This is a genomic window from Streptomyces sp. CA-181903 (assembly GCF_050937075.1).
In the GTDB taxonomy this organism is placed as follows: domain Bacteria; phylum Actinomycetota; class Actinomycetes; order Streptomycetales; family Streptomycetaceae; genus Streptomyces.
The window spans coordinates 3,412,394-3,437,685 of the sequence record NZ_JBNJLY010000001.1 but is presented as its reverse complement, the minus strand read 5'-3'; the positions used below and the strand labels follow the sequence as shown (position 1 = coordinate 3,437,685).

Annotated in this window: 22 protein-coding genes, 4 tRNA genes and 4 pseudogenes; 21 read left to right on the top strand and 9 right to left on the bottom strand. The window is 72.6% G+C overall.

The window, feature by feature from the left end; genetic code table 11:
• Position 1 precedes the first annotated feature (1 nt).
• From ACQEVS_RS15370 to htpX, 3 genes are all read left to right on the top strand, one after another.
• Positions 2 to 1,582: a complex I subunit 4 family protein gene (locus tag ACQEVS_RS15370; RefSeq protein ID WP_433020695.1), complete on the top strand. Its 1,581-nt coding sequence runs from the start codon at positions 2 to 4 to the stop codon at positions 1,580 to 1,582.
• Positions 1,582 to 3,126 (top strand): NADH-quinone oxidoreductase subunit N, encoded by a 1,545-nt coding sequence (locus ACQEVS_RS15365; protein WP_433020692.1) that lies wholly within the window; start codon positions 1,582 to 1,584, stop codon positions 3,124 to 3,126. Before ACQEVS_RS15370 ends, ACQEVS_RS15365 begins: the two co-directional genes overlap by 1 nt.
• A gap of 146 nt (positions 3,127 to 3,272) precedes the next feature.
• Entirely contained in the window at positions 3,273 to 4,136 is an 864-nt protein-coding gene (htpX, locus tag ACQEVS_RS15360) for a zinc metalloprotease HtpX (protein ID WP_433020689.1), read from the top strand.
• A gap of 9 nt (positions 4,137 to 4,145) precedes the next feature.
• On the opposite strand, the gene ACQEVS_RS15355 is transcribed toward htpX, so the two are convergent.
• The 4 genes and pseudogenes from ACQEVS_RS15355 to ACQEVS_RS15340 all read right to left on the bottom strand — a co-directional run bounded on the left by ACQEVS_RS15355 (position 4,146) and on the right by ACQEVS_RS15340 (position 7,861).
• Positions 4,146 to 4,364, bottom strand: coding sequence for a hypothetical protein (locus tag ACQEVS_RS15355; protein WP_433028172.1), 219 nt, complete (start codon positions 4,362 to 4,364; stop codon positions 4,146 to 4,148).
• 232 nt (positions 4,365 to 4,596) lie between these two features.
• Positions 4,597 to 5,547: pseudogene (locus tag ACQEVS_RS15350) on the bottom strand (AraC family transcriptional regulator); the annotation flags it as partial.
• 401 nt (positions 5,548 to 5,948) lie between these two features.
• A complete protein-coding gene (locus tag ACQEVS_RS15345; protein WP_433020686.1) occupies positions 5,949 to 6,875 on the bottom strand; it encodes an NADP-dependent oxidoreductase in 927 nt (308 codons plus the stop codon).
• A gap of 125 nt (positions 6,876 to 7,000) precedes the next feature.
• Positions 7,001 to 7,861: a LysR family transcriptional regulator gene (locus ACQEVS_RS15340; RefSeq protein WP_433020683.1), complete on the bottom strand. Its 861-nt coding sequence runs from the start codon at positions 7,859 to 7,861 to the stop codon at positions 7,001 to 7,003.
• Positions 7,862 to 7,941: 80 nt separating this feature from the next.
• Between ACQEVS_RS15340 and ACQEVS_RS15335 the strand changes: the two genes are divergently transcribed.
• From ACQEVS_RS15335 to ACQEVS_RS15320, 4 genes are all read left to right on the top strand, one after another.
• Positions 7,942 to 8,442 (top strand): cupin domain-containing protein, encoded by a 501-nt coding sequence (locus ACQEVS_RS15335; protein ID WP_433020680.1) that lies wholly within the window; start codon positions 7,942 to 7,944, stop codon positions 8,440 to 8,442.
• Positions 8,443 to 8,546: 104 nt separating this feature from the next.
• Positions 8,547 to 8,939, top strand: coding sequence for a YccF domain-containing protein (locus ACQEVS_RS15330; RefSeq protein ID WP_433020677.1), 393 nt, complete (start codon positions 8,547 to 8,549; stop codon positions 8,937 to 8,939).
• A gap of 201 nt (positions 8,940 to 9,140) precedes the next feature.
• Complete coding sequence (locus ACQEVS_RS15325) at positions 9,141 to 10,262, top strand: amidinotransferase (protein ID WP_433020674.1); 1,122 nt, start codon at positions 9,141 to 9,143, stop codon at positions 10,260 to 10,262.
• Between the two features lie 188 nt (positions 10,263 to 10,450).
• Positions 10,451 to 10,921, top strand: coding sequence for a DUF3574 domain-containing protein (locus ACQEVS_RS15320; protein ID WP_433020671.1), 471 nt, complete (start codon positions 10,451 to 10,453; stop codon positions 10,919 to 10,921).
• A gap of 223 nt (positions 10,922 to 11,144) precedes the next feature.
• Here ACQEVS_RS15320 and ACQEVS_RS15315 read toward each other — a convergent pair whose 3' ends face one another.
• Positions 11,145 to 11,633 (bottom strand): YajQ family cyclic di-GMP-binding protein, encoded by a 489-nt coding sequence (locus ACQEVS_RS15315; protein WP_433020668.1) that lies wholly within the window; start codon positions 11,631 to 11,633, stop codon positions 11,145 to 11,147.
• Between the two features lie 233 nt (positions 11,634 to 11,866).
• On the opposite strand from ACQEVS_RS15315, the gene ACQEVS_RS15310 reads away from it, so the two are divergent.
• Positions 11,867 to 11,948: transfer RNA gene (locus ACQEVS_RS15310), tRNA-Tyr, on the top strand.
• A 268-nt stretch (positions 11,949 to 12,216) separates the two neighbouring features.
• Here the strand turns inward: ACQEVS_RS15310 and ACQEVS_RS15305 are convergent.
• Together ACQEVS_RS15305 and ACQEVS_RS15300 are read right to left on the bottom strand one after the other, a co-directional pair.
• Entirely contained in the window at positions 12,217 to 12,876 is a 660-nt protein-coding gene (locus tag ACQEVS_RS15305; protein WP_433020665.1) for an NAD(P)H-binding protein, read from the bottom strand.
• 32 nt (positions 12,877 to 12,908) lie between these two features.
• A complete protein-coding gene (locus ACQEVS_RS15300) occupies positions 12,909 to 14,204 on the bottom strand; it encodes an amidohydrolase family protein (RefSeq protein WP_433020662.1) in 1,296 nt (431 codons plus the stop codon).
• A 279-nt stretch (positions 14,205 to 14,483) separates the two neighbouring features.
• Here ACQEVS_RS15300 and ACQEVS_RS15295 point away from each other — a divergent pair.
• The 8 genes and pseudogenes from ACQEVS_RS15295 to ACQEVS_RS15260 all read left to right on the top strand — a co-directional run bounded on the left by ACQEVS_RS15295 (position 14,484) and on the right by ACQEVS_RS15260 (position 19,497).
• A tRNA-Thr gene (locus ACQEVS_RS15295) sits at positions 14,484 to 14,556 on the top strand.
• A gap of 52 nt (positions 14,557 to 14,608) precedes the next feature.
• Positions 14,609 to 14,681, top strand: a tRNA-Met gene (locus ACQEVS_RS15290).
• An 85-nt stretch (positions 14,682 to 14,766) separates the two neighbouring features.
• Positions 14,767 to 14,931 (top strand): 50S ribosomal protein L33, encoded by a 165-nt coding sequence (gene rpmG / locus ACQEVS_RS15285; RefSeq protein ID WP_004571794.1) that lies wholly within the window; start codon positions 14,767 to 14,769, stop codon positions 14,929 to 14,931.
• 79 nt (positions 14,932 to 15,010) lie between these two features.
• Entirely contained in the window at positions 15,011 to 15,478 is a 468-nt protein-coding gene (locus tag ACQEVS_RS15280; protein ID WP_433020657.1) for an FAS1-like dehydratase domain-containing protein, read from the top strand.
• Positions 15,478 to 15,912: a MaoC family dehydratase gene (locus ACQEVS_RS15275; protein WP_433020654.1), complete on the top strand. Its 435-nt coding sequence runs from the start codon at positions 15,478 to 15,480 to the stop codon at positions 15,910 to 15,912. Before ACQEVS_RS15280 ends, ACQEVS_RS15275 begins: the two co-directional genes overlap by 1 nt.
• Positions 15,913 to 16,007: 95 nt before the next feature.
• A pseudogene (locus ACQEVS_RS15270) lies at positions 16,008 to 16,555 on the top strand (TetR/AcrR family transcriptional regulator).
• Between the two features lie 89 nt (positions 16,556 to 16,644).
• Positions 16,645 to 18,093, top strand: a complete 1,449-nt coding sequence (locus ACQEVS_RS15265) for an MFS transporter (RefSeq protein ID WP_433020652.1) — start codon at positions 16,645 to 16,647, stop codon at positions 18,091 to 18,093.
• A gap of 348 nt (positions 18,094 to 18,441) precedes the next feature.
• Positions 18,442 to 19,497, top strand: a complete 1,056-nt coding sequence (locus ACQEVS_RS15260) for a UDP-N-acetylmuramate dehydrogenase (protein ID WP_433020650.1) — start codon at positions 18,442 to 18,444, stop codon at positions 19,495 to 19,497.
• Between the two features lie 161 nt (positions 19,498 to 19,658).
• On the opposite strand, the pseudogene ACQEVS_RS15255 reads toward ACQEVS_RS15260, so the two are convergent.
• A pseudogene (locus tag ACQEVS_RS15255) lies at positions 19,659 to 20,689 on the bottom strand (adenosine deaminase).
• A gap of 125 nt (positions 20,690 to 20,814) precedes the next feature.
• Positions 20,815 to 22,062, bottom strand: a complete 1,248-nt coding sequence (locus ACQEVS_RS15250; RefSeq protein ID WP_433020648.1) for a pyridoxal phosphate-dependent aminotransferase — start codon at positions 22,060 to 22,062, stop codon at positions 20,815 to 20,817.
• Between the two features lie 260 nt (positions 22,063 to 22,322).
• Between ACQEVS_RS15250 and ACQEVS_RS15245 the strand changes: the two genes are divergently transcribed.
• The 5 genes and pseudogenes from ACQEVS_RS15245 to rplA all read left to right on the top strand — a co-directional run bounded on the left by ACQEVS_RS15245 (position 22,323) and on the right by rplA (position 25,134).
• Positions 22,323 to 22,395: transfer RNA gene (locus ACQEVS_RS15245), tRNA-Trp, on the top strand.
• A gap of 102 nt (positions 22,396 to 22,497) precedes the next feature.
• Positions 22,498 to 22,785, top strand: coding sequence for a preprotein translocase subunit SecE (secE, locus tag ACQEVS_RS15240; RefSeq protein ID WP_004941601.1), 288 nt, complete (start codon positions 22,498 to 22,500; stop codon positions 22,783 to 22,785).
• A 95-nt stretch (positions 22,786 to 22,880) separates the two neighbouring features.
• Complete coding sequence (nusG, locus tag ACQEVS_RS15235) at positions 22,881 to 23,744, top strand: transcription termination/antitermination protein NusG (RefSeq protein WP_433020645.1); 864 nt, start codon at positions 22,881 to 22,883, stop codon at positions 23,742 to 23,744.
• A gap of 159 nt (positions 23,745 to 23,903) precedes the next feature.
• On the top strand, positions 23,904 to 24,338 hold the full coding sequence (gene rplK / locus ACQEVS_RS15230; RefSeq protein WP_004941595.1) for a 50S ribosomal protein L11: 435 nt from the start codon (positions 23,904 to 23,906) through the stop codon (positions 24,336 to 24,338).
• A gap of 80 nt (positions 24,339 to 24,418) precedes the next feature.
• Positions 24,419 to 25,134: pseudogene (gene rplA, locus ACQEVS_RS15225) on the top strand (50S ribosomal protein L1).
• The last annotated feature ends 158 nt before the right edge of the window (positions 25,135 to 25,292 follow it).

Here is a 25,292-nt window from a genome sequence, read left to right as displayed (position 1 = left end):
CGTGAGCCATACCGTTCTCCAGATCCTCCTCCTCGCGATCGTCGGCGTGCCCCTCGCCGGAGCCGTCGCCGCCCTCCTCCCGGCACCGCCCGGGCTCAAGGGCCGGAGCCCCGAACAGGCCGTCCTGCGGCACGGCGTCACCGTCACAGGCGCCGTGCTCGCGCTGACCGTCGCCCTGGCCGCCGGCTTCGACCACGACCGGCCGGCCCGGATGCAGGCCACCACCGACGTGAGCTGGATCCCGGCCCTCGGCATCCGGTTCCACCTCGGCGTGGACGGCGTTTCGCTCCCCCTCCTCGTCCTGACCTCGCTCCTCACCTTCCTCTGCGCGCTGTACAGCTACCACCGCGTGCCCGACGGCCCGTCACCGAAGGCTTTCGTGGCGCTGCTGCTGCTCCTGGAGGCCGGCACCCTCGCCTCGTTCGCCGTCCTCGACCTCGTGCTGTTCTTCCTCGCGTTCGAGACGGTGCTCGTCCCGATGTACTTCCTCATCGCCCGCTGGGGCGGCGAGGGACGTGAGCGCGGCGCCTGGCGCTTCGTCCTCTACACCCTGCTCGGGTCCGTGGTCATGCTGCTCGGCCTCCTCCTCGTCGGCATCAAGGGCGGCACCTTCGACATGGTGGCACTCGCCACTGACAACGGGTCGGGGCTGAGCCATTCGACGCAGGTCATCGCGGTGTTGGCGATCGGCGCGGGGCTCGCGGTGAAGGCGCCGATGTTCCCGTTGCACAGCTGGCTGCCCGACGCGCACACCGCCGCGCCGACCGTCGGCTCGGTGCTCCTCGCGGGCGTGCTGCTGAAGATGGGCACCTACGGCATCGTCCGCATCGTCCTTCCCATGGCCCCGGACGGCGCCCACACCTTCGCGCCGTACCTCGCCGCGTTCGCCGCCGTCGGCATCGTCTACGGCTCGCTGGTCTGCCTCGCGCTGGCCCGCCGGGGCTCCGGCGGCGACCTCAAGCGGCTCATCGCCTACAGCTCCGTCGGCCACATGGGCTTCGTCCTCCTGGGCATCTCCACCCTCACGCCCACCGGCGTCAACGCGGCCCTCTTCGCCAACATCGCCCACGGCCTCATCACCGGCCTCCTCTTCTTCCTGGTCGGCGGCATCAAGGACCGCTACGGCACCACCGACCTCGACCGGCTCTCCGGCCCCACCGGCGCCGCGCTCTACGGCCGGGCGCCACGCCTCGGCGGCCTCCTCGCCTTCGGCGCCGTCGCCTCCCTCGGACTGCCCGGACTGGCCGGGTTCTGGGGCGAGATGCTCGCGATGTTCGCCTCCTTCCGGCCCGCCGACGGCCTCAGCCGCCCCGCCTACCTCACCTTCATGGCGCTGGCCGGCCTCGGCACCCTGCTGACCGCCGCCTACCTGCTGGTCGTCGTCCGCCGCGTCTGCATGGGCGGCGACGGCGAACGGCACCCGGCGGCGGAGGCCGGTCCGGTGCTCGCGGACGTCCGCCCGTACGAGCTCGCCGCCTGGACGCCGCTCGTCGTCCTCACCGTCCTCGCCGGCCTCTGGCCCGCGGCCCTCCTGGGCCTCACCGACCCGGCCGTCCAGCAGCTCCTCGGAGGAGGCAACTGATGGTTCTCCTCGCCGACTCCGCGGCCGTCTCCCTGGTCCAGTCCGTCGACTGGCTCGCCGTCGCACCGCCCCTGATCGCCGCCGTCGCCGCGCTCGCCGTCCTCGTCGCCGACCTCTTCCTGCCCGCCGAGCGGAAGAACGTCCTCGGCGGCATCACCGTCGGCGGCCTGCTGCTGGCCGGACTGGCTCTGCTCCCGCTGCACTCCGGCACTCGCAGCACCTTCTGCCTCACCGGCGGCAGCCACACCTGCAGTTACGAAGCCGACCACTTCACGCTGATCCTCCAGTTCCTGGTCCTCGGCGGCGCCCTGCTGACCGCGCTGCTGTCCGCCACCACCGTGCGGGAACAGCGACTCCCCGCCGGCGAGTACTGGTTCCTGCTGCTCTCCTCCGCCGCCGGCGCCGCCCTGCTGCCCGCCTCCCGCGACCTCGCCACCCTCGTCGTCGCCCTGGAGGTCGCCTCGCTTCCCGCGTTCGCCCTCGTCGGCCTGCGCCGCGGCGACCGGCGCTCCTCCGAGGCGGCGCTGAAGTTCTTCCTCTCCTCGGTCACCGCCACCGCCGTCACCCTCCTCGGCGTCAGCTTCGTCTACGCGGCCACCGGCACCCTGCACCTCACCGACGTCGCCCACAGCCTCGCCGCCGTCGACCCGCGGCTCGCCGTCCTCGCCCGCACCGGCGTCGTCCTGACCCTCGTCGGCTTCGCCTTCAAGACGGCCGCCGTCCCCTTCCACTTCTGGGTGCCGGACGCGTACGCCGGCGCGCCGCTGCCCGTCGCCGGCTACCTCTCCGTCGTCGGCAAGGCCGTCGGCTTCACGGGCATCGCCCTCGTGACGGTCGTCGCGTTCCCGTCGTACTCCGACGTCTGGGGGCCGGCCCTGGCCGTCCTCGCCGCCCTCACCATGACCGTCGGCAACGTCGCCGCGCTGCGCCAGCGCCCGGACCGGCGGCTCAGCGCCGTCCGGCTGCTCGCCTGGTCCTCGGTCGGCCAGGCGGGCTACCTGCTGGTGCCGCTGGCCGCCGCCGGGTACGGGAACGACCCCGGGCACGCCGTCGGCTCCACCGTCGCGTACGCGCTGATGTACGCGGCGGTGAACCTCGGCGCGTTCGCGGTCGCCGTCCTCGTCGGCCGCACCGCGGCCCACCACCGGGTCGACGACTACCGCGGGCTGTACGCGCGGAACCCCCTCGCGGCGCTCGCCCTCGCCTTCTTCCTGCTCTGCCTGGCCGGCCTGCCGCCGGGCGTCATCGGGCTGTTCGCCAAGGTCACCGTCTTCTCGGTGGCGGTCGACGCGGGGCTGGGCTGGCTGGCCGCCGTCATGGCCGTCAACGTCGTCATCGCGCTGTACTACTACCTCCAGTGGACGGCGTTCCTCTTCCGGCCGGCGGGGGAGACGGGCGCGGGCGCAACCGTGGATGCCGACGCGGCGAAGGCACCCGTGCCCCGCTCCCTCGCGGCGGCGATCGGCCTGGCCGCGGCGGCCGGCATCGCGCTGTCGGGCGCGCCGCAGTTGGTGCTGCGGTACGCGTCGGGGGCGCTGCTGTAGAGGGACGCCTCGGCGCGCGCCTCACCCGGTCGGCGTACCCCCCACCCCGTGCACAAGGGAACTAGCGGCTTCCGCCTCGCGTTGACCAGTACGAAAGGTTCCACTGGTTCAAGGGTTCCCCTGCCGCACCACCTGGAGGGCGTACCGTGCACCGCCGGCACAACGGGCTCAGGACCGCCGTACTCCTAGGCGGGCTGTCCGCGCTCATCATCGTCATCGGCAGCGTCTTCGGCAGGACGGGTCTGATCGTCGCCGTCCTGGTGGCGCTGGGCACCAACGCCTACGCGTACTGGAACAGCGACAAGCTCGCCCTGCGGGCGATGCGGGCCCGCCCGGTCAGCGAGTTCGAGGCGCCGGACCTCTACCGCATGGTGCGCGAGCTCTCGACCGCCGCCCGCCGGCCCATGCCCCGGCTGTACATCTCGCCCACCGAGGCCCCCAACGCCTTCGCCACCGGCCGCAACCCCCGCAACGCCGCCGTCTGCTGCACCGACGGCATCCTGCGCCTCCTCGACGAGCGCGAGCTGCGCGGCGTGATCGGCCACGAGCTCAGCCACGTCTACAACCGCGACATCCTCATCTCGTCGGTCGCGGGGGCGCTCGCCTCGGTGGTGATGTTCCTGGTGAACTTCGCCTGGCTGATCCCCGTCGGCCGGTCCGACGACGACGAGGAGGGCCCCGGAATCGTCGGCATGATCATGATCATGCTGCTCGGGCCCATCGCGGCGTCCCTCATCCAGCTCGCCGTCAGCCGTTCCCGGGAGTACGAGGCCGACGCGTCCGGCGCCCGCCTCACCGGCGACCCGCTGGCCCTGGCCTCGGCCCTCCGCAAACTGGAGACGGGCACCCGGCAGCTCCCGCTCCCGCCGGAGCCGCGCCTGGAGACGGCGAGCCACATGATGATCGCCAACCCGTTCCGGCCGGGCGAGGGCCTGTCCAAGCTCTTCTCCACCCACCCCCCGATGACCGAACGGATCAGCCGCCTGGAGCGGATGGCGGGCGGCGGGTGAGACGCCTCGTCAGGACACCGTCTCGCCGTTGTGCGTACCACCCTTGCAGATGGCCTTGATGTCGACCGTCAGCACGCCCGGGTCGGCGTCGCCGTAGTCCGGGACGCCACCCCCGTCCAGACAGGTGAAGACGTCGATGTCGGCCGGGGCCACGGGGTCGGCCTGGGCGCTGGTGACGCCGATGACGCTCACGGCGGCCAGGGCCGCCGCCAGGATCGCTCTGCGCATGGTTCCTCCCGGACGGTTCGTCCGCCGGATGGCGGCACGCCCACCATGGCCACGGGGCATGTCCGGCGGCGCGCTGCGTTGGGCCGTTGGAGGGACATCCGGGCGCGCCGAGCGCGGTTTCGGGGGTGTGGGGGCTTGCCCCCACAAGAAACGGTGAAGGGGCGGGACCGGGGCACCCTGCCCTGCCCTGCCCTGCCCTGTCCGCACCCGCGGAGCGCCGCTCACGCCACGGCCCGCTCCACCCTCGCCGCCCGCCGGTACCCCCGGGCGCCTGCCCGAACTCCCGCTTGAACGCCTTCGCGAACGCGAACTCCGACCCGTACCCGGCCCGCGCCGCGACGGCCGCCAGGGGAACGTCCGACTCCCGCAGCAGCCGCGCCGCCGTCGTCATCCGCCAGCGGGTCAGGTACGCGACGGGCGGCTCCCCGACGAGCGCCGTGAAGCGACGGGCGAACGCCGCCCGGGACAGCCCGGAGCGCCCGGCCAGCGCCTCGACCGTCCACTGCGCCGAAGGCTCCTCGTGGATTGCCGCCAGCGCCGGGGCCACCACGGGATCGGCCAGCGCGGCGGCCCACCCCGCACCGTCGCTGTCCCCGGCCGGACACTCCGCCAGCCAGGCCCGCAGGATGTACAGGAGCAAAGAGTCGATCAGCGACGGCACGATGCCTGCCGAGCCGGGCCGCGGGTTCTCCACCTCGGCGCCCAGCAGCCGCACGGCGGCGCTCAGTTCGGGGTGACGGCCGTCCCGCGCCGGCAGGTGGATCACTGCGGGCAGCCGGCCGACGAGCGGGTGGGGCCGGCCCTGGTCCAGGTGGTAGTTGCCGCACAGCAGACTGGTACGGGCGCCGTCGCCGCCCACCGAGACCGTCCCGATCGGGGTGCCGGCACAGAAATCCGCCGTGTCCTCGGACTGGGCCGGGGTGTCCGGATGGTCGGCGAGGATGTGCCCGCGCCCGTCCCGCAGGAAGATCACGTCACCTTCCTCCAGTCGGATCGGCTCCTGGTACGTGTCCACGGACCCGTCCTCCAGCGGCAGGATCCAGCACGCGCCGTGCAGCACCACATGGAACCCGGCCCCGGCGACGGACGGCAGCCGCAGCCCCCAGGGCGCCCGCCCGTCGGTCCGCACGGAGGCCGGACTCCCGGTCCGCATGGAGGCCAGGGCCTCGGTCAGGATGTCCACGTTGATCTCCTCCAGCCGGCGTATCCGGCGTACCCGGCGTATCCGGTGTACGCGGCGCACTCGACGTGCCCGGCGTGCCCGACGCACTCGTCGTGCCCGGCGCACTCGTCGTGCCCGGCGTGCCCGATGCACCTGTCGTGCCTGACGGAACCGTCGTGCCCGATGCACCCGTCGTGCCCGACGCATCCGGCGTACGCGACTCGTCCGTCGCACCCGACTTGCCCGGCGCGCCCAACTCATCCGGCGCACCCGACTCATCCGCCGTACCCGACCCCCCGTTGGGCCGGCCCGCTCGATCCCCCCAGTCTCACCGACTCACCGCCCTCACCCGAACCAGCGGCTCCAGCCGGCCCGACGCCCGGCCTGATGCCCCGCCCGACGCCCTCCGGCCGCCCCACCCCTCAGTCCACCGTCAGCACAACCTTCCCCAGCGCCCGCCCCGCCCCCACCAACTCGTGTGCCTTGCCCGCCTCGGCGAGCGGGAAGGTCGCACCGACGTGCGGCCGGATCCGCCCGGCGTCCACCAGGCCGGCGATCGTCTCCAGAGCCGCGTAGTCCGGCTCTACCATGACCCCGGCGAAGCGGAAGCCGTCGGCCTCCACCGCCGCCGCGAGCTCCCGGTCGCCGTGCTCCAGGATGCTGACGAGGGTGCCGCCGGGCCGGAGGACCTTCGTCGAACGGGCGCCCTGCGCCGTGGAGTCGAAGACGACGTCGACGTCCTTCACCGCCTCCGTGAAGTCGACCGCCCGGTAGTCGATCACCTCGTCGGCGCCCAGTCCGCGGACGAACTCGTGCTTGCCCGCGCTCGCCAGCGCGATCACCTCGGCGCCCCGGACCTTGGCGATCTGCACGGCGAGGTGCCCGACCCCGCCGGCCGCCCGGTGGACCAGCACCCGGTCACCCTCCGCCACGCCGGCCGCGTCCACCAGCCCCTGCCAGGCGGTGAGCGCCGCGAGCGGCAGCGCGGCGGCGTGCACATGGTCGAGCGAGGCGGGCTTCCTGGCGACCTGGCGCGAGGGCACGGCCACGTACTCGGCGTACGCGTTGGCGGCGCGCGGGAAGAACGGCATCCCGTACACCTCGTCCCCGACCTTGAACCGGGAGCCGGCGCCGACCTCCTCGACGACCCCGGAGACGTCCCAGCCGACCCCGAACGGCGGCTCGCCCAGCAGCGGGAACGCCCCCGACCGGACGGCGACGTCCACCGGGTTCACCGCGCTCGCCCGCACCCGTATCAGCACCTCGGCCCCGAGCGGCACCGGCCGTTCGGCCTCCACCAGCTCCAGCACCTCGGGACCGCCGAAGGTCTTCTGCACCACAGCACGCATGGGGACACTCCCTGCTCGTTCGTCCGTTTCGACTCCTTCACCGTACGAACCCGGAACGAGCGTCTGAATGGCCTTCCGTCTCCGAAAAATGTCCCACCGTCTCGCATGCCGCCCCGAGGAGGAGCTCAACGGCCGGAGACCCCGGCCGCGATCCGCACGAACGTCCCGACCAGCGGGTTCGCCTCACCCGCCCGCCACGCCACCACCACCGGGCTCGGCGCCACACCGTCCAGCGGCACCGCGGCGAGCCCCTCACTCGGCTCGTGCCCCAGGACCGTCACGCCGACCGTGCCGTTCCAGAGCACGGCCTGCCGGCACTCCCGGACCGCGCGGACCACCGGGCCCTCGCGGGGCCGGCCGGCGTGCCAGTACGCCTGCCAGAGCGGGTCGGTGCCCGCCGGGAAGCGGAACCAGCGGCGGTGCGCCAGATCGGCCGGCCGCAGCCGGTCACGGCGGGCCAGCGGATCGTCGGCGCGCAGCAGGGCGCCCACCGGGTCGGCCCGCAGCTCGCGCACGGTCAGCCCCGTGTCGTCGAACGGCCCGCGGGTCAGGGCGACGTCGACCGTTCCGGCGTGCAGCCCGCAGGTCGGGTCGGTCAGGTCCGTGTCGCGGACGCGGACCTCGGCGTGCGGGTGCCGCCGGCGGAAGGCGCGGGCCAGCCGCGCCGCGTCGGGACCGCCGCCGTCCCCCAGGATGCCGACGGTGAGGGTGGCGCCCCCGGCCGCTCCGGCCGCCGCGGCGACGCGGTCGCGGGCCCGGTCGGCCCGGTCGAGCAGGGCGCGCGCCTCATCGAGCAGGACGGCTCCCGCCGGGGTGAGCGCGACACCGGCGGGCGACCGGTCGAACAGCGCCGCGCCGACGTCGGCCTCCAGTCGCCTGATCGCCCGGCTCAGCGGCGGCTGGCTCATGTGCAGCCGGGCGGCGGCCCGGCCGAAGTGGAGTTCCTCGGCGACCGCCACGAAATACCGCAGAGTGCGCAGCTCCATGCGGGGACGATACCCGTGCGGTATCGGCCGCCCCGGACAGGTCTTGGACAACTGCCTTGCCCCGGCCGTCAGATGAGGACATGACCGACGAACCGCAGACCGACACCGGCCGACCGTCCACCACCCCCACCGCCTCGGTGGTCGCCCCGGGCGAGGGGGAAACGATCCTCCTGGGCCCCACGCGCATGCGCGTCCTCGAAGACGGAGCCCACACCGGCCACCGCCTCGGGGTCACCGAGTCCGTCCTCGCGCCGCACACCCCCGGCCCGCCGCAGCACCGCCACGCCCGGCACGACGAGGGCTTCTACGTCCTCTCCGGCACCGTGCGGTTCACGGTCGGGGACCGGGAACACGACGCGACCGAGGGCACCTTCGTGCTCGTCCCGCCCGGAACCCCGCACACCTTCGCCAACGCGACCGGACAACCGGCCGTCCTGCTCAGCATGTTCACGCCGGACCTGTACGTGCAGTACTTCCGCGACCTGCGGGACATGGCGGCCGACGGCCGCCCCCCGAGCCCCCGGGCGCACCGCGAGACGATGAGCCGCTACGCGACGGAAACCGTCACCGACCTCCCCTGACGGCCGGCCGCGGCGCTCTCCGCCCGCACGGAGGGCAACCGCGCCACCCGGTCCCGGCGTCACAGTGAGTGGTCAGGGAACCGGTCGCGTGAAAGGCTGTCTACATGAGGTTCATCCTGAATATCGTCTGGCTGGTCCTCTGCGGGCTCTGGATGGCGCTCGGCTATGTGGTCGCGGGCATCATCTGCTGCGTGCTCATCGTGACGATTCCATTCGGCATCGCCTCTTTCCGCATCGCCTCCTACGCCCTCTGGCCCTTCGGCCGGACGACCGTGGAGCGCCGGGACGCGGGTGCGGGCTCGCTGCTCGGGAACGTGATCTGGATCGTCTTCGCCGGATGGTGGCTCGCGCTGGGGCACATCTTCACCGGCATCGCGCTGTGCTGCACGATCATCGGCATCCCGCTGGGCATCGCGAACTTCAAGCTGATCCCGGTCTCCCTGATGCCGCTCGGCCGCGAGATCGTGCCGACGGACCGCCCGTTCGCCACCCGCTAGGCACGCAGGACACCCGCGCGCGAGGAGAGGGCCGTACCGGTCCGCGTGCGAACCGCGCGCGGACGGCCCCGACGAACCGACGCCCGCCCGGGCGAGGCCGTCCCGCGCACCGCAACCTCGGGGCCGTCCAGGCCGTTTGCCGCGCATGAACGCAGCGCTGCAATCAGGAACCAGCACGGCGGCGGCCGGGGCCGGTGCGCGGTGAGGGCGCCCTCGGCCGGCGACGGCGTCCCCGCGGACCGGCCCGCCGCGCCGGTCAACTCGCACAACGAATGGGACCCGTTGGAGGAGGTCGTCGTCGGACGCCTCGACGGCGCCGTCGTCCCTTCCCGCCACCCGGTCGTGGCGTGCAACCTCCCGCCGTGGGCGGCCCGGCTGCAGGGGCTCACCGCCGGCCGCCGGTACCCGAAGATCCTGGTGGAGCGGGCGCAGCGCGAACTCGACGGATTCGTCGGGCTTCTGCGTTCCCTCGGCGTCACGGTCACCCGTCCCGACCCGGTGGACCACGGACGGCGCTTCCGCACCCCGCACTGGTCGTCGCGCGGCTTCTGCAACGCCTGCCCGCGGGACTGCCTGCTGGTGGTCGGCGACGAGATCATCGAGACGCCGATGGCGTGGCCGTGCCGGTACTTCGAGACGCACTCCTACCGCACGCTCCTCAAGGACTACTTCCGGCGCGGCGCCCGCTGGACGGCCGCGCCGCGGCCGCAGCTCACCGACGAGCTGTTCGTGCCGGGCCACCGGAGGCCCAGGGCCGGCGAGCCGGTGCGCCACATCGTCACCGAGTTCGAGCCGGTCTTCGACGCGGCGGACTTCGTCCGCGTGGGCCGGGACCTCTTCGTCACGCGCGGCAACGTCACCAACCGCATGGGCGTCGACTGGCTCCGCCGCCACCTCGGCCCCGGCTACCGGATCCACGAGATCGCGAGCCGCTGCCGGACGCCCATGCACATCGACACGACGTTCATGCCGCTCGCCCCCGGCAAGGTGATGATCAACCCGGAGTACGTCGACGTCGACGGCCTGCCCGACATCCTGCGGTCGTGGGACATCCTCGTCGCCCCCGAGCCCGACCCGATGGACGACCGCCTGCTCAGGCTCACCTCGCTGTGCGGCAAGTGGCTCAGCATGAACGTGCTCATGATCGACGAGAAGCGGGTGATCGTGGAGCGGCACCACACCGGGATGGTGAACGCGCTCAAGAAGTGGGGGTTCGAGCCGATCCCCTGCGACTTCCTGCACTACGCGCCGTTCGGCGGCTCGTTCCACTGCGCCACGCTCGACGTCCGGCGCCGCGGCACGCTGGAGTCGTACTTCCACTGACACCCGTGCGACACAGGTGAACGCATCCCGTCCCCTGGCGTCACTTTCCGATCGGGACGCGTCTATCGGCCGCGCGCCCCCGGCGCGGCCGGAAGAGTGGTCGCGCGCCTCGACGCGCGGCAGCGCGCCGGGCGCAGCAGCGTGCCGGCCCGCCCGCCGGACCGGCCCCGGCCGAAAGGACACCGCCCGTGCCCCAGCGCACCTCCCGTCTGCGCACCGCCGCCCTGGCCGCCGCGACCGTGCTGGCCGTGGGAGCCCCCACGGCGTACGCCGCTCTGGACGCCGGAAGCGAACCGGCGCCCGCCGACCGTTCGACGGCCGTTCGCGGCGCCCCGTACGTCGGCACGCACCTCTATTTCGGCACCGCCCGCTCCGCTGGGCAACCGGATGTGACGGATCGCCAGTTCCGCGACTTCGTGACCCGGAGCGTCACCCCGAAGTTCCCCGCCGGCCTGACCATCGAGGACGCGCGCGGGCAGTGGCGCGACGCCAAGGGCGCCGTCATCCGCGAGCGCTCCTACGAACTGACCCTCTACTACCCGAAGTCCGAGGCGCGCGCGAAGGACGCGGGCATCCAGGAGATCCGCGCCGCCTACAAGAAGCGGTTCCACCAGGAGGCGGTGATGCGGGCGGACGAGGCCGCGAACGTGGACTTCTGACCGTCCGCGGGGCGAGACGAGGGCGCGGACGTGGACCTCCGACCGCCCGTTGGGCGGGACGAGGGCGAACGTGGACTGCCGACCGCCGCGGAACGGGACGATGCCGCGAACGCGGCTCCCTGGCCGCCGTGGAACGGGACGAGGGCGCGCCGCGGAAGATCGTGGACCTTCCCCGGCGCGCCCTCGTCCGGACGCCGGTCGCCTACGGGTATTCCCCGCCGGTTTACCGGTAGTTGACGAACTGGAGGGCGAAGTCCAGCTCCTTGCCCTTCAGCAGGGTGATCACGGCCTGGAGGTCGTCGCGGCTCTTGGAGGAGACGCGCAGCTCGTCGCCCTGGACCTGGGCCTTGACGCCCTTGGGGCCCTCATCGCGGATGATCTTGGCGACCTTCTTCGCGTTCTCCTGGGAGATGCCCTCTTCGAGCGACGCGGAGATCCGGTACTCCTTGCCCGAGAGCTGCGGCTCGCCCGCGTCCAGAGCCTTCAGGGAGATGCCGCGCTTGATGAGCTTCGACTGGAAGACGTCGAGAATCGCCTTCACCCGCTCCTCGGAGTTGGCCCGCATCTCGATCTTCTCGCCGGACCAGGCGATCGAGGCGCCGACGTTCTTGAAGTCGTAGCGCTGCGAGATCTCCTTGGCAGTCTGGTTGAGGGCGTTGTCGACCTCCTGCCGCTCGACCTTCGAGACGATGTCGAAACTGGAGTCGGCCATATTGAGTTGGCTCCTCGTGCGTAGATTCCGTCAGGGGCGCGGCGTGGGGGCGTCCTCGGTGGCGGGCTCCCGGCGGGGGCCGGACGGGCCCGGAGGACGGCCGCCCCGCAAGCCTAGTCATCCGGGCGGCGTTCGGCTGGCTCCGAATCGAGTGGCGGAGCACCCCTGGTCATCGGGTATGGTTTACGTCGTTGCCAAGGAGATCTCGAAAGGGAGTCCGAGGCGGCACCCATGGCGGTGTGCCCGAGTGGCCAATGGGAGCGGACTGTAAATCCGTCGGCTTAGCCTACCCAGGTTCGAATCCTGGCGCCGCCACCGAGTGAGGCCCCTGCTCTTCCGAGAGCAGGGGCCTCTTTGGTGTGCTCGGTGCGTGCGCGGGAGGGGCTCCGGTCCGCTCGCCGTCGGCCCGGTGCGCTCACCCGCGTTCAGGTGGGGCCGGGCGCGTTCAACTGCGTTCACGAGTTTTTCAGGGCGCCCCGGGGCGCCCCGGACCGACCGACGGCCGGGGGAGGCGGGGGAAGCGGGGGCACCGGCCCCTCGGACCGGATCACCCCCTCCGCCCGTCCCGCTTACCCCGCCCCGCTCACCCCGCCACGGCCCGTACCGCCTCCTCCACCGGCGTCCGCCCGCCGATCAGCTCCAGCGTGCGGCCCGCCGTCCCCGGAGTGTCCAGCAGCCCCAGCAGGACGGCGGCCACGTCGTCCCGGGTGACCTCGCCGCGGCCCGTCGAGTCGTCCAGCGTGACCAGGCCGGTGCCCGGGTCGTCCGTGAGCCGGCCGGGGCGCAGGATCGTCCAGTCCAGGCCCGCGCGGGAGCGGACGTCCGCGTCCGCGGCGCCCTTGGCGCGCAGGTAGGCCGCGAAGACCGGGTCGGTGCCCTCGGGGGGCTGCCCGTCGGCGCCCATGCTGGAGACGACGACGAAGCGCCGTACCCCGGCCGCCTCCGCCGCGTCGGCGAAGAGGGTGGCCGCGCCGCGGTCCACGGTGTCCTTGCGCTCGATGCCGCTGCCGGGGCCCGCGCCGGCCGCGAAGACGGCGGCGTCGGCGCCCTCCAGGTGCCGGGCGATGTCCGCGACGGACGCCGACTCCAGGTCGCAGACGACCGGTTCGGCTCCGGCGGCGAGCAGGTCGCCCGCCTGTTCCGGCCGGCGGATCACGCCGGCCACCTCGTCTCCGCGCCGGGCGAGCAGCCGCTCCAGCCGCAGCGCGATCTGTCCATGTCCACCAGCGATGACAATGCGCATGATCCGACCGTACGCCCCGGTGGTCGCGGGGTTCAGGAGGAGGGTTCGCCCCCGCGCGGCGCCTGCCGGGGCAGCTCCAGGGCGGGCGCCCCCGCCGAGTGCCGGTACTCGCGGACGGCGCTCGTCCGCGACACCACCCGTCCCCGGTGCACCACCAGTCGGCTGTAGCCCAGCGACAACACCCCCGCCACTCCGTCCCCGCGGATCGCCAGCAGCTCGGCCGGGAACCCGGCCTCGACCCGGACCTCCGGCAGCCCCATCGCCTCCCGCGCCCGTCCGCTCACCGCGTCGTACGCCTGGTCGGGGGGCAGTTCGCCGCGGGAGGCGAGCAGGAACGCGGCCTCCAGCGGGTCGCCGCGGCCGACCGGGTTGGCGGCGTCCCGGACCGCGCCGCTGCCGGCCGCGACCCGTACGCCGGCGGCGCGCAGCAGCCGTACGGGCGCGGCGTGCGAGACGCGGTAGCGGCTGCGGGCGGTGGCCCCGCAGTCACCCTGCGGCAGGCAGACCACCGTCACACCGGCGGCGGCCAGTTGCTCGGCGGCCCGGACGGCGGTCTCCCGGGGGAGCCGGGCCAGGCCGCCGCACGGGCCGAGGGTGACGGCCGGGCGCAGGCCGCCGGCCATCGCGGCGATCCTGGCCAGCCGGGGCGGGTCGTCGGCGTCGGTGTGCAGGTCCACGGCGCAGCCGTGCTCGGCGGCGATCCGGAGGACGGCCTCCACGTAGCCGGTCGGATCCGGGTCCAGGTCGGGGCAGCCGCCGACGGCGGTGGCGCCCATCTTGACCGCGTCCCGGAGCATGGCGAGACCGTCGGCGCCGGCGAGGCCGGTGAGCAGCCTGGGGACGGCGACGGCCGTGAGGTCGGTGAGGTCGCGCAGGACGCGACGGGCGGCCAGGACGCCCTCCAGTGCCCGCAGGCCGTGCACGTCGCCGACGCGCACGTGCGAGCGGACGGCGGTGGCGCCGTGGCCGAGCTGGAGCAGCGCCGCCTCGGTGGCGCGCCGCTGGACGTCCTCGACGCCGTCCGGGACCGGGCCCGCGAGGTCGGCGGTCAGCGCGGTGTCGCCGTGCGCGTGCGGTTCGGCGGGGGCCGGCAGCAGCAGGTAGCCGTCGAGGTCGCAGCGGACGCCGGGGGCGAGGCTGCCCGTCGTGCCGACGGCCTCGACGCGTCCGCCGCTCAGCCGGACGTCCACCACCCGGCCGTCGGCGAGGTGGGCGCCGCGGAGCACCAGGGGCTTCTCGCCGGGACCGCCGCCGCCCGGGGAGCCGGGCGGGGAGCCGGCGTCGCCGTCGGGGTTCCTCGCGGGCTGCGGCTGCTGGTTGTCGGGCATCGCGCTCCCTACGGTCCGGGGCATTCGCGCAGCGTGATCCCGAGCCTAGGCCGCGGGGGGAGCGGGTTCGAGCAGGCTGCGGCGCGCGGCCAATAGTCGTACCGGTGAAGGCGTTCCGGTGCGGCCGCGAGGGGGCGCGTCGCGGCCGGTGGGGCGGGGGTGCGCGGCCGTGGCGCGGGCTGCCGGACCGGCGCCGGACACCGCCCGGGGCCTCCGCCCGGGGGTGCTCCGGTACGGATTTCACCTTCGGCCGCAGAGCGTGTAATGTCTTCCTCGCTCGCCCCAATAGCTCAGTCGGCAGAGCGTCTCCATGGTAAGGAGAAGGTCAACGGTTCGATTCCGTTTTGGGGCTCTGGTGTGAGGGGTCTTCCCGTCTTCGGACGGGGAGGCGCCCCCCGCATCAAAGCGGCGTAGCTCAGTCGGTAGAGCAAGCGGCTCATAATCGCTGTGTCACCGGTTCAAGTCCGGTCGCCGCTACCCACAGTAGCCGATTGCGGGGTCGGTCCTCCGATCGGCTACTCTTGTCTGCGTTCCATCCGTCCATCCGTCAAGGAGCACTCACGTGGCTGCCACCGACGTCCGCCCGAAGATCACGCTGGCCTGCGTGGAGTGCAAGGAGCGGAACTACATCACCAAGAAGAACCGGCGCAATGACCCGGACCGACTTGAGATGAAGAAGCACTGCCCGCGTTGCAACGCGCACACCGCGCACCGCGAAACGCGATAACGCACAGTCGTTCATGAGGCCGTCCCCGGTTCCTGGGGGCGGCCTCATGGCGTATCCACACCCAGGAGGTGCCGAGCCGATGGCGCTCGACCAGTCCTTCGTCGGACGGACCTATCCGGCCACCGCCCCTTACGAGGTCGGCCGCGAGAAGATCCGTGAATTCGCCGAGGCCATCGGCGACGAGAACCCGGCGTACACCGACGCCGAGGCCGCCAAGGCGCTCGGTCACCCGGATGTGATCGCCCCGCCGACCTTTGTGTTCGCCATCACGTACCGGGCCGCCGGCCAGGTGATCGAGGACCCGCAGCTGGGGCTGGACTACAGCCGCGTCGTCCACGGCGACCAGAAGTTCACGTACACCCGCCCGGTCCGCGCCGGCGACCGGCTGACGGTCACCTCCACCATCGAGGCGATCAAGTCGATGGCGGGCAACGACCTGCTGACCATCCGGGGCGACGTGCACGACGAGCTCGGGGAGCACGTGGTGACCGCCCACACGATGCTGGTGGCCCGCGGTCCCGAGGCTGCCGTGGAAGGGGAAGCGTGATGGCCGCCAAGGTCTCCTACGACGACGTCGAGGTCGGCACGGAGCTGCCGGCGCGCGAGTTCCCCGTGAACCGCGCCACGCTGGTGCGCTACGCGGGCGCCTCGGGCGACTTCAACCCGATCCACTGGAACGAGCGGTTCGCCAAGGAGGTCGGGCTGCCGGACGTGATCGCGCACGGCATGTTCACCATGGCCGAGGCGGTCCGCGTGGTCACCGACTGGGCGGGCGACCCGGGCGCGGTGGCCGAGTACGGGGTCCGCTTCACCAAGCCGGTCGTCGTCCCGGACGACGACGAGGGCGCGGTCATCGAGGTCAGCGGCAAGGTCGCGGCCAAGCTGGACGGCGAGGCGCGGACCGTGCGCGTGGACCTGCTGGTGCGCAGCGCGGGGCAGCGGGTGCTCGGCATGCCGCGGGCCGTCGTGCGGCTGGCCTGAGGTCTTCGGGGCGGTCCCGGGGCCGGTGTCCGCCGTCCTGGGGCCGCCCGGCTTTGACCTTGCGAAGTTAGTTATCGACCACTAATCTCCTCTTCATGGTCAGGATGAGCGCGGAGGAGCGGCGCGAGAGCGTCGTCCGGGCGGCGGTTGCCGAGTTCGCCCGCGGCGGCTACCACGGCACCTCGACGGAGACGATCGCCCGCCGGGTGGGCGTGTCGCAGCCGTACCTCTTCCGCCTCTTCCCGGGCAAGCAGGCGATCTTCCTCGCGGCGGTCGACGCGTGCCAGGAGAAGATCGCGCACGCCTTCCGGGAGGCCGCCGACGGCGTGCCGCCGGAGGGCGTCGCGAAGGCGATGGGCCAGGCGTACGACCGTCTCATCGCCCGCGACAAGGAGACGCTGCTGATGCTCCTGCAGATGTGCGTCGCCGTCGCCTCCGCCGAGGCGGCCGGCGACACCGAGTTCGGCCGCCCGATCCGGGCGAGCTGGGAGCGGCTCGACGACCAGGTCCGCCTCGCCCTGGGGGCGATCCGGAACAGGCGGCCCGGTTCATGGCGCACGGGATGCTCATCAACTCCCTGGTCTCGCTGGGCTTCCCGCCCGAACACCGGGTGTGGGACGGGCTGCCCTGCGATCAGGACTGACCCTGGAAGCCACCGGCTCCCGCCGGCCCGCCGGGCCGGCTTTCTTTTGCCGACGGAAGTTAGTGACCGATAAATAAGCAGGGGGAGAAATGGAACAGCAACCCTCACGACGCGCCGTCTGGGCCCTCGTCGTCTCGGGCGCGGCCGGCTTCATGGCCGCGCTCGACAACCTCGTCGTCACCACCGCGCTGCCGACCATCCGCCGGGACCTCGGCGGCTCGCTCGAAGACCTCGAATGGACGGTCAGCGCCTACACGCTCACCTACGCCGTCCTGCTGATGTTCGGCGCCGCGCTCGGCGACCGGTTCGGCCGCCGCAGGTTCTTCGGCATCGGCATCGCCCTGTTCACCGCCGCCTCCGCGGCCGCCGCGCTGTCGTCCGGCATCGACGCGCTCATCGCCTTCCGGGCCGTCCAGGGCGTCGGCGCCGCGATCATGACGCCGCTGAGCCTCACCCTGCTGACCGCCGCCACCCCGCCCGAACGGCGCGGCACGGCGTTCGGCATCTGGGGTGCCGTCAACGGTCTCGCGGTCGCCACCGGCCCGCTCATCGGCGGCGGACTCACCGAGAACATCTCCTGGCACTGGATCTTCTGGCTCAACGTCCCGATCGGGCTGCTCCTCCTCCCGCTCGTCCGCTACCGCGTCGCCGAGTCCCGCACGCCGGACGCCCGGCTCGACATCCTCGGCACGGTCCTCGTCAGCGGCGGCCTCTTCGGCGTCGTCTTCGCCGTCGTCAACGTCAACACGTACGGCTGGACAGGCGGCCGGGTGCTCACCGGACTGGTCGCGGGAACGCTACTGCTCGCCGCCTTCGTCCGGCACGGCATCACCCACCACAAGCCCATGCTGCCCATGCGCCTCTTCCGCAACCGGGCCTTCGCCGGTGTGAACGCGGCCGGGCTGCTGATGTTCTTCGGCATGTTCGGCTCGATCTTCCTGCTCAGCCAGTTCCTGCAGGGCGTCGGCGGCTACTCGCCCACCGAGGCGGGCCTGCGCATGCTGCCCTGGACCGGGATGTCGCTGATCGTCGCCCCGCTCGCGGGCCGGCTCGCCGACCGCGTCGGCGGGCGCATCGTGGTCGTCTGGGGCCTCGCCCTCCAGGCGGCCGGGCTCGCCTACTACGCCCTGGTCCTCGCCGCCGACCTCTCCTACGCGGTCCAACTGCCCGCCCTGATGCTCAACGGCGTGGGCATGGCCCTCTTCTTCGCCCCCTCCTCGGCGCTCGCCATGTCCTCGGTGGGTCCGGCCGAACAGGGCATCGCCTCCGGCACGAACAGCGCGCTGCGCGAGGTCGGCGGGGCGTTCGGGGTCGCCGTCCTCGGCTCGGTCTTCTCCGCCCGCGGCGGGTTCGGGTCGCCCCAGGCGGTCGTGGACGGCACCACGCCCGCGCTGTGGATCGGCGCCGCGGGCGTCGCCCTCGCTGCGGTGGCGGCCGCCCTCATCCCGCGGCGCGGGCGGCCCGCGGCCGTGGGGGCGGCCACGGTGAAGGCGGCGGAAGGCGCGGACGGGCGGGCGACCGTGCCGGCCGGCCGGTAACCCTCCGTCCAGGTGGGAGCGCCGGGCCGCGCGCGACGGCGGCCGGGCGCTCCCACGTCGCGGCGGACGCGCCTGGCGGCCGCCGCACCCGTGGACCGGCGTGCTCGTTCGCCGCCGCGTGAACCGACGACCGCGTCATCGCCCGAGCCGCCGGCGCCTCCCCGGCGCCTGGGGGAGCCCCTGATCCTCGCGCGGCCTCCCCGGCCTTCCCATAGGGACACGAGGGCGAGAGTGCGGCGCACCGCACCCGCGGGTGAGCCGACCCGGGCCGGCCAGGCCGGAGCACCGGCCCCGAACCGAGCGAGGCCGGGCCGGGCCCCTGCGGCGCGTCCCCGTACCCTTGTCGCCGTGCAGGAACTCCACGACACCCCCCTCGCCCCCCTGACCACCTTCCGTCTCGGTGGCCCCGCGACCCGTCTGGTCACGGCCGTCACCGACGAGGAAGTGATCGCGACCGTGCGGGAGGCGGACGCGTCCGGGACGCCGCTGCTGATCATCGGCGGCGGCAGCAACCTCGTGATCTCCGACTCGGGTTTCCGCGGCACGGCCCTGCGCATCGCCACCGCCGGATTCTCGCTCCGGGGCACCGACCTGGAGCTCGCCGCCGGCGAGAACTGGTCCGACGCCGTCGCCCGCACCGTCGAGGCCGGGCTCGCCGGCATCGAGTGCATGGCCGGCATCCCCGGCTCGGCCGGCGCCACCCCGATCCAGAACGTGGGCGCCTACGGCCAGGAGGTCTCCTCCGTCATCACCGAGGTCGTCGCCTACGACCGCCGGACCGGCGAGACCGTCGTCCTGCCCAACGCCGAGTGCGGCTTCTCCTACCGGCACAGCCGCTTCAAGGAGGACCCCACCCGCCACGTCGTCCTCCGCGTCCGCTTCGCCCTGGAGGACGCGGGCGGGCTCTCCGCCCCCATCAAGTACCCCGAGACGGCCCGCGCCCTCGGCGTCGAGGCCGGGGACCGCGTCCCCGCCGCCGTCGCCCGCGAGACCGTGCTGCGGCTGCGCGCCGGCAAGGGCATGGTGCTCGACCCCGAGGACCACGACACCTGGTCCGCCGGGTCGTTCTTCACCAACCCCGTGCTCACGGCTTCGCAGCACGCGGCCTTCCTCGTGCGGGCGGCGGAGCGGCTCGGGGCGGACGTCGTCCCGCCGGCCTACCCGGCGGGGGACGGGCTGGTGAAGACGTCCGCCGCCTGGCTGATCGACAAGGCGGGGTTCGGGAAGGGGTACGGGTCCGGGCCCGCGCGGATCTCCACGAAGCACACGCTCGCCCTGACGAACCGGGGGTCGGCCACGACGGAGGATCTGCTGGCGCTGGCCCGGGAGGTTCGGGACGGGGTCCGGGAGGCTTTCGGGGTGACCTTGGTGAACGAGCCGGTGACGGTCGGCGTCAGCCTTTAGCCCCGTAGGGCTGGGGCGGGAGAGGGGGTTGCCCCTGTCCCTCCCCCAGAGGGGGCGCCCCCATTCGCCGTTTCTCGCAGGGGCTGCGCCCCCGCACCCCCGAAACCGCGCTCCGCGCGGTTGTCCTCAAACGCCGGACGGGCTGGAGTGGGCCGACGTGCTCAAGCGCCTGACGGGCTGGTCAGCCACGCCTCCACCCCCGCCAGCAACCGTCCCTTCACATCCCCCGGCGCCACCGACCCCGGATCGACTGGCGGGCCAGTTCCGCCAGTTCCTCGTCCGTGAAGCCGTGGTGCTCGCGGGCCAGCTCGTACTGGGCGGCCAGGCGGGAGCCGAAGAGGAGGGGGTCGTCGGCGCCGAGGGCCATGGGGACGCCGGCCTCGAAGAGGGTGCGCAGTGGGACGTCCGCGGGTTTCTCGTAGACGCCGAGGGCCACGTTCGACGACGGGCAGACCTCGCACGTCACGCCCCGGTCCGCCAGCTTGCGCAGCAGGCGCGGGTCCTCGGCGGCCCGTACGCCGTGGCCCACCCGGCCGGCGCGCAGGTCGTCGAGGCAGTCGCGGACGCTCGCCGGGCCCGCCAGCTCGCCGCCGTGCGGCGCGGCCAGCAGGCCGCCCTCCCGGGCGATCTCGAAGGCCCGGTCGAAGTCCCGGGCGAAGCCGCGCCGCTCGTCGTTGGAGAGGCCGAAGCCGACCACGCCCTTGCCGGCGTAGCGCACCGCCAGCCGGGCCAGGGTGCGGGCGTCCAGGGGGTGCTTCATCCGGTTCGCGGCCACCAGGACCCGTATCCCCAGGCCGGTGTCGCGGGACGCGGTCTCCACCGCGTCCAGGATGACCTCCAGTGCGGGGATCAGGCCGCCCAGCCGGGGCGCGTACGAGGTGGGGTCGACCTGGATCTCCAGCCACCCGGAGCCGTCCCGGACGTCCTCCTCGGCGGCCTCGCGCACCAGCCGCCGGATGTCGTCGGGGGTGCGCAGGCAGGAGCGCGCGATGTCGTAGAGCCGCTGGAAGCGGAACCAGCCGCGTTCGTCCGTCGCCCGCAATCTGGGGGGCTCGCCGCCGCTCAGCGCCTCCGGCAGGTGCACGCCGTACTTGTCGGCCAGCTCCAGCAGCGTCCCCGGCCGCATCGAGCCGGTGAAGTGCAGGTGCAGGTGGGCCTTCGGCAGCAGACGGACGTCACGAACGTTCTCCATCTGTGGATCCTGCCGCATCGACCCCGGCGTCCGGAAGGCGTTTCCCTGATCGTCCCTGATCGGGGAAGGGTCCGAAAGGGAGAACGAGGGGGCCCGGTGCCCGGGCCTCCCTCGTGCCCGCCGCGTCAGTCGCGCGCCTCGGCCAGCAGCTTCTGGATCCGGGAGACGCCCTCCGCCAGGTCCTCGTCGCCCAGCGCGTACGACAGCCGCAGGTAGCCCGGCGTGCCGAACGCCTCGCCCGGGACGACCGCGACCTCGGCCTCCTCCAGGATCAGCGCCGCCAGCTCCACCGAGGTGGCCGGCCGCCTGCCGCGGATCTCCTTGCCGAGCAGCGCCTTGACCGACGGGTAGGCGTAGAACGCGCCCTCCGGCTCCGGGCAGACGACGCCCTCGATCTCGTTGAGCATGCGCACCATCGTCCGACGGCGGCGGTCGAAGGCGGTCTTCATCTCCTCGACGGCCTTCAGGTCGCCGGCGACGGCGGCCAGCGCTGCGCGCTGCGCGACGTTGCTCACGTTGGAGGTGGCGTGCGAGTGGAGGTTGGTCGCCGCCTTCACCACGTCCTGCGGGCCGATGACCCACCCCACGCGCCAGCCCGTCATGGCGTACGTCTTGGCGACGCCGTTGACCACGACGCACTTGTCACGCAGCTCCGGCACCACCACCGGCAGCGACGCGAACTCGGCGTCGCCGTAGACGAGGTGCTCGTAGATCTCGTCCGTCAGCACCCACAGGCCGTGCTCCGCGGCCCAGCGGCCGATCTCCTCGACCTGGGCGCGCGGGTAGACCGCGCCGGTCGGGTTGGAGGGGGAGACGAACAGCAGCACCTTGGTGCGCTCGGTGCGGGCCGCCTCCAGCTGCTCGACGGAGACCCGGTAGCCGGTCGTCTCGTCGGCCACGACGTCCACCGGCACACCGCCCGCGAGGCGGATGGACTCGGGGTACGTGGTCCAGTACGGCGCCGGGACGATCACCTCGTCACCCGGGTCGAGAATCGCCGCGAACGCCTCGTAGATGGCCTGCTTGCCGCCGTTGGTGACGAGCACCTGGGACGCCTCGACCTCGTAGCCCGAGTCGCGCAGCGTCTTGGCGGCGATGGCGGCCTTCAGCTCGGGGAGGCCGCCGGCCGGGGTGTAGCGGTGGTTCCTGGGGTCGCGGCACGCCTCGACGGCGGCCTCGACGATGTAGTCCGGGGTGGGGAAGTCGGGCTCGCCCGCGCCGAAGCCGATCACCGGGCGCCCGGCCGCCTTGAGGGCCTTGGCCTTGGCGTCCACGGCGAGCGTCGCGGACTCGGAGATCGACCCGATGCGGGTGGAGACCCGGCGGTCGGTGGGTGCCTGAGCGGCGGGGAAGGGAGCGGTGGCATCGGTCATACAGGCATCGTCGCAGAACCGGCGGGCACCGGGAGCGGTGGTTCCACGGAACGGTACGGGCGGTCCACGGAGCGGCCGAGCGCCTGCCCGGAGGCCGTACGGAATCCCGGATTCCGGAGCTTTTCCCACGACGGCGGCGGTATCTGTTCGACGGCGGCCCCCGAACCACGTACACTCATGCGTCGTTGGCCCCTCACAGGCGAATCCGTACCGGACACATCGTGCGGTCGAGCGGATGCGGTACGTTGGGGGAACCACAAAGGGTCGTAGCTCAATTGGTAGAGCACTGGTCTCCAAAACCAGCGGTTGGGGGTTCAAGTCCCTTCGGCCCTGCTACACGCATCGTCACCGAGGTGCGTGCGTACGCACTGATGCACCGCCGTGCGGCTCCACCGGGCGCGGCACGGCCACGACCCGGATTCAGGTGAGGACGTAGTGACGGAAGCCCTTGGCTCCACCGCGACGCCTGAGAGCGGTCGTCCCGAGGACGAGGTCGCCGTCAAGAAGCGCCGCGGCGGCAAGCGCGGCAAGAAGGGCCCGCTCGGGCGCATGGCGCTGTTCTACCGCCAGGTCGTCGCGGAGCTCCGCAAGGTCGTCTGGCCCACGCGCGGCCAGCTTTCGACGTACACCTCCGTGGTGATCGTCTTCGTCGTCATCGTCATTGGTCTCGTGACCGTGATTGACTATGGGTTCAGCAACGCCGTCAAGTACGTCTTCGGCTGAGCCCGCCCGCGCGCCAAGGCGGTCGCCTCCGGGAGGGTTCCGGAGAGCCGCCTTTTCGCACGTTCCACCCCTTGAAGCCAGGAAGAAGCAGCCACGTGTCTGACCCGAACCTGAACGACGCCGTCGAGCCCGTCGAGGCGGCAGAGGCCGACGTGGACGCGGCTGTCTCGGCCGAGGTCGAGGGCGACGCTGCGACCGCTGACGACGCCGGGCGCGAGCCCGCCGCCGACACCGAGGGTGCCGAGGAGGCCGGCGCGGACGCGGTTTCCGCCGAAGCCGACGCCGACGCGGAAGAGGCCGAGGAGGCCGCCGAGGCCGAGCCCGCCGAGGAAGCCGCTCCGGTGGACCCCGTCGCCGCGCTCCGCGAGGAGCTGCGCGGTCTGCCCGGCGAGTGGTACGTCATCCACACCTACGCCGGTTACGAGAACCGCGTGAAGACCAACCTCGAGCAGCGCGCCGTCTCGCTGAACGTCGAGGACTACATCTTCCAGGCCGAGGTGCCGCAGGAAGAGGTCGTCCAGATCAAGAACGGCGACCGCCGCACCGTCCGCCAGAACAAGCTCCCCGGCTACGTCCTGGTGCGCATGGACCTGACGAACGAGTCGTGGGGCGTCGTCCGCAACACCCCGGGCGTCACCGGCTTCGTGGGCAACGCCTACGACCCGTACCCGCTGACCCTGGACGAGATCGTCAAGATGCTCGCCCCGGAGGCCGAGGAGAAGGCCGCCAAGGAGGCCGCCGAGGCCGAGGGCCGTCCGGCCCCCAGCCGCAAGCTCGAGGTCCAGGTGCTGGACTTCGAGGTCGGCGACTCGGTCACCGTCACCGACGGCCCGTTCGCGACGCTCCAGGCGACGATCAACGAGATCAACGCCGACTCGAAGAAGGTCAAGGGCCTCGTCGAGATCTTCGGCCGCGAGACCCCGGTCGAGCTGAGCTTCGACCAGATCCAGAAGAACTGATCTTCTGGCCGTACGCTTCCGAACAGGTCGGGTCGCCCCGCGAGGGGCGGCCTGACCTCTCGGTTTTTGGGCCGGCCACGTTACCCGTTATCGTGGTGCGGTATGCCTGCGCGCAGTGTGTCGTGGGCAGAAAACTCTCACTAGGACCCGGAGAGAGCAATGCCTCCCAAGAAGAAGAAGGTCACGGGGCTTATCAAGCTCCAGATCCAGGCCGGTGCGGCCAACCCGGCTCCGCCGGTCGGCCCCGCGCTGGGTCAGCACGGCGTCAACATCATGGAGTTCTGCAAGGCCTACAACGCCGCGACCGAGTCGCAGCGTGGCATGGTCGTGCCGGTGGAGATCACGGTCTACGAGGACCGTTCCTTCACCTTCGTCACCAAGACTCCGCCGGCCGCGAAGCTGATCCTCAAGGCCGCGGGCGTGGACAAGGGCTCCGGCGAGCCGCACAAGACCAAGGTCGCCAAGATCACGCGCGACCAGGTCCGTGACATCGCCACCACCAAGATGCCCGACCTGAACGCCAACGACCTGGACGCCGCCGAGAAGATCATCGCCGGCACCGCCCGTTCCATGGGCATCACGGTCGAGGGCTGATCGTCCCCGCCCATCAAGGCACCCGTGGAAGGGCCAGCGCTGGCCCGCACCACGACTCCATTCACCACTGAGGAGTTTCAGTGAAGCGCAGCAAGACTCTTCGCAACGCGGACGCGAAGATCGACCGGGAGCGCCTGTACGCCCCGCTCGAGGCCGTCCGTCTGGCGAAGGACACCTCCGGCACCAAGTTCGACAGCACCGTCGAGGTCGCCCTGCGTCTGGGCGTCGACCCGCGCAAGGCGGACCAGATGGTCCGTGGCACCGTGAACCTTCCGCACGGCACCGGTAAGACCGCCCGGGTCCTGGTCTTCGCGACCGGCGACCGTGCCGAGGCCGCGCGTGCCGCGGGCGCCGACATCGTCGGCGCCGACGAGCTCATCGACGAGGTCGCCAAGGGCCGTCTGGACTTCGACGCCGTCGTCGCCACCCCGGACCTCATGGGCAAGGTCGGCCGCCTCGGCCGCGTGCTCGGTCCCCGTGGTCTGATGCCGAACCCGAAGACCGGCACGGTCACCCGGACACGGCCAAGGCCGTGACCGAGATCAAGGGCGGCAAGATCGAGTTCCGTGTCGACAAGCACGCGAACCTGCACTTCATCATCGGCAAGACGTCGTTCGACGAGAAGTCGCTGATCGAGAACTACAGCGCCGCGCTCGAGGAGATCCTCCGCCTCAAGCCGTCCGCCGCCAAGGGCCGCTACGTCAAGAAGGCGACCCTGTCGACCACCATGGGCCCCGGCATCCCGGTGGACCCGAACCGCACCCGCAACCTCCTCGTCGAGGACGAGACCGTCTGAGAGACGTTCTCGCACCGCGTGTGACCGCGTGTGTTCAGGGGCCGGCCCCCGCATCCGTTCCGGGTGCGGGGGCCGGCCTCTTTCCCGTTCCCCCGCGTCCCCTTGTCCGACCGCTGCGTTATCGTCGTGCGAACGAACGTGCAAGAGGTCTCCAAAAA

What these genes read in the sequence shown, in the direction of transcription:
- rplK (WP_004941595.1), top strand. Translation starts at nt 23,904, where the DNA reads ATGCCTCCCAAGAAGAAGAAGGTCACGGGGCTTATCAAGCTCCAGATC.
- ACQEVS_RS15365 (WP_433020692.1), top strand. Translation starts at nt 1,582, where the DNA reads ATGGTTCTCCTCGCCGACTCCGCGGCCGTCTCCCTGGTCCAGTCCGTC.
- ACQEVS_RS15315 (WP_433020668.1), bottom strand. Translation starts at nt 11,633, where the DNA reads ATGGCCGACTCCAGTTTCGACATCGTCTCGAAGGTCGAGCGGCAGGAG.
- ACQEVS_RS15335 (WP_433020680.1), top strand. Translation starts at nt 7,942, where the DNA reads ATGACCGACGAACCGCAGACCGACACCGGCCGACCGTCCACCACCCCC.
- ACQEVS_RS15280 (WP_433020657.1), top strand. Translation starts at nt 15,011, where the DNA reads ATGGCGCTCGACCAGTCCTTCGTCGGACGGACCTATCCGGCCACCGCC.
- ACQEVS_RS15345 (WP_433020686.1), bottom strand. Translation starts at nt 6,875, where the DNA reads ATGCGTGCTGTGGTGCAGAAGACCTTCGGCGGTCCCGAGGTGCTGGAG.
- ACQEVS_RS15355 (WP_433028172.1), bottom strand. Translation starts at nt 4,364, where the DNA reads ATGCGCAGAGCGATCCTGGCGGCGGCCCTGGCCGCCGTGAGCGTCATC.
- ACQEVS_RS15330 (WP_433020677.1), top strand. Translation starts at nt 8,547, where the DNA reads ATGAGGTTCATCCTGAATATCGTCTGGCTGGTCCTCTGCGGGCTCTGG.
- ACQEVS_RS15300 (WP_433020662.1), bottom strand. Translation starts at nt 14,204, where the DNA reads ATGCCCGACAACCAGCAGCCGCAGCCCGCGAGGAACCCCGACGGCGAC.
- ACQEVS_RS15275 (WP_433020654.1), top strand. Translation starts at nt 15,478, where the DNA reads ATGGCCGCCAAGGTCTCCTACGACGACGTCGAGGTCGGCACGGAGCTG.
- ACQEVS_RS15250 (WP_433020648.1), bottom strand. Translation starts at nt 22,062, where the DNA reads ATGACCGATGCCACCGCTCCCTTCCCCGCCGCTCAGGCACCCACCGAC.
- ACQEVS_RS15265 (WP_433020652.1), top strand. Translation starts at nt 16,645, where the DNA reads ATGGAACAGCAACCCTCACGACGCGCCGTCTGGGCCCTCGTCGTCTCG.
- ACQEVS_RS15340 (WP_433020683.1), bottom strand. Translation starts at nt 7,861, where the DNA reads ATGGAGCTGCGCACTCTGCGGTATTTCGTGGCGGTCGCCGAGGAACTC.
- ACQEVS_RS15305 (WP_433020665.1), bottom strand. Translation starts at nt 12,876, where the DNA reads ATGCGCATTGTCATCGCTGGTGGACATGGACAGATCGCGCTGCGGCTG.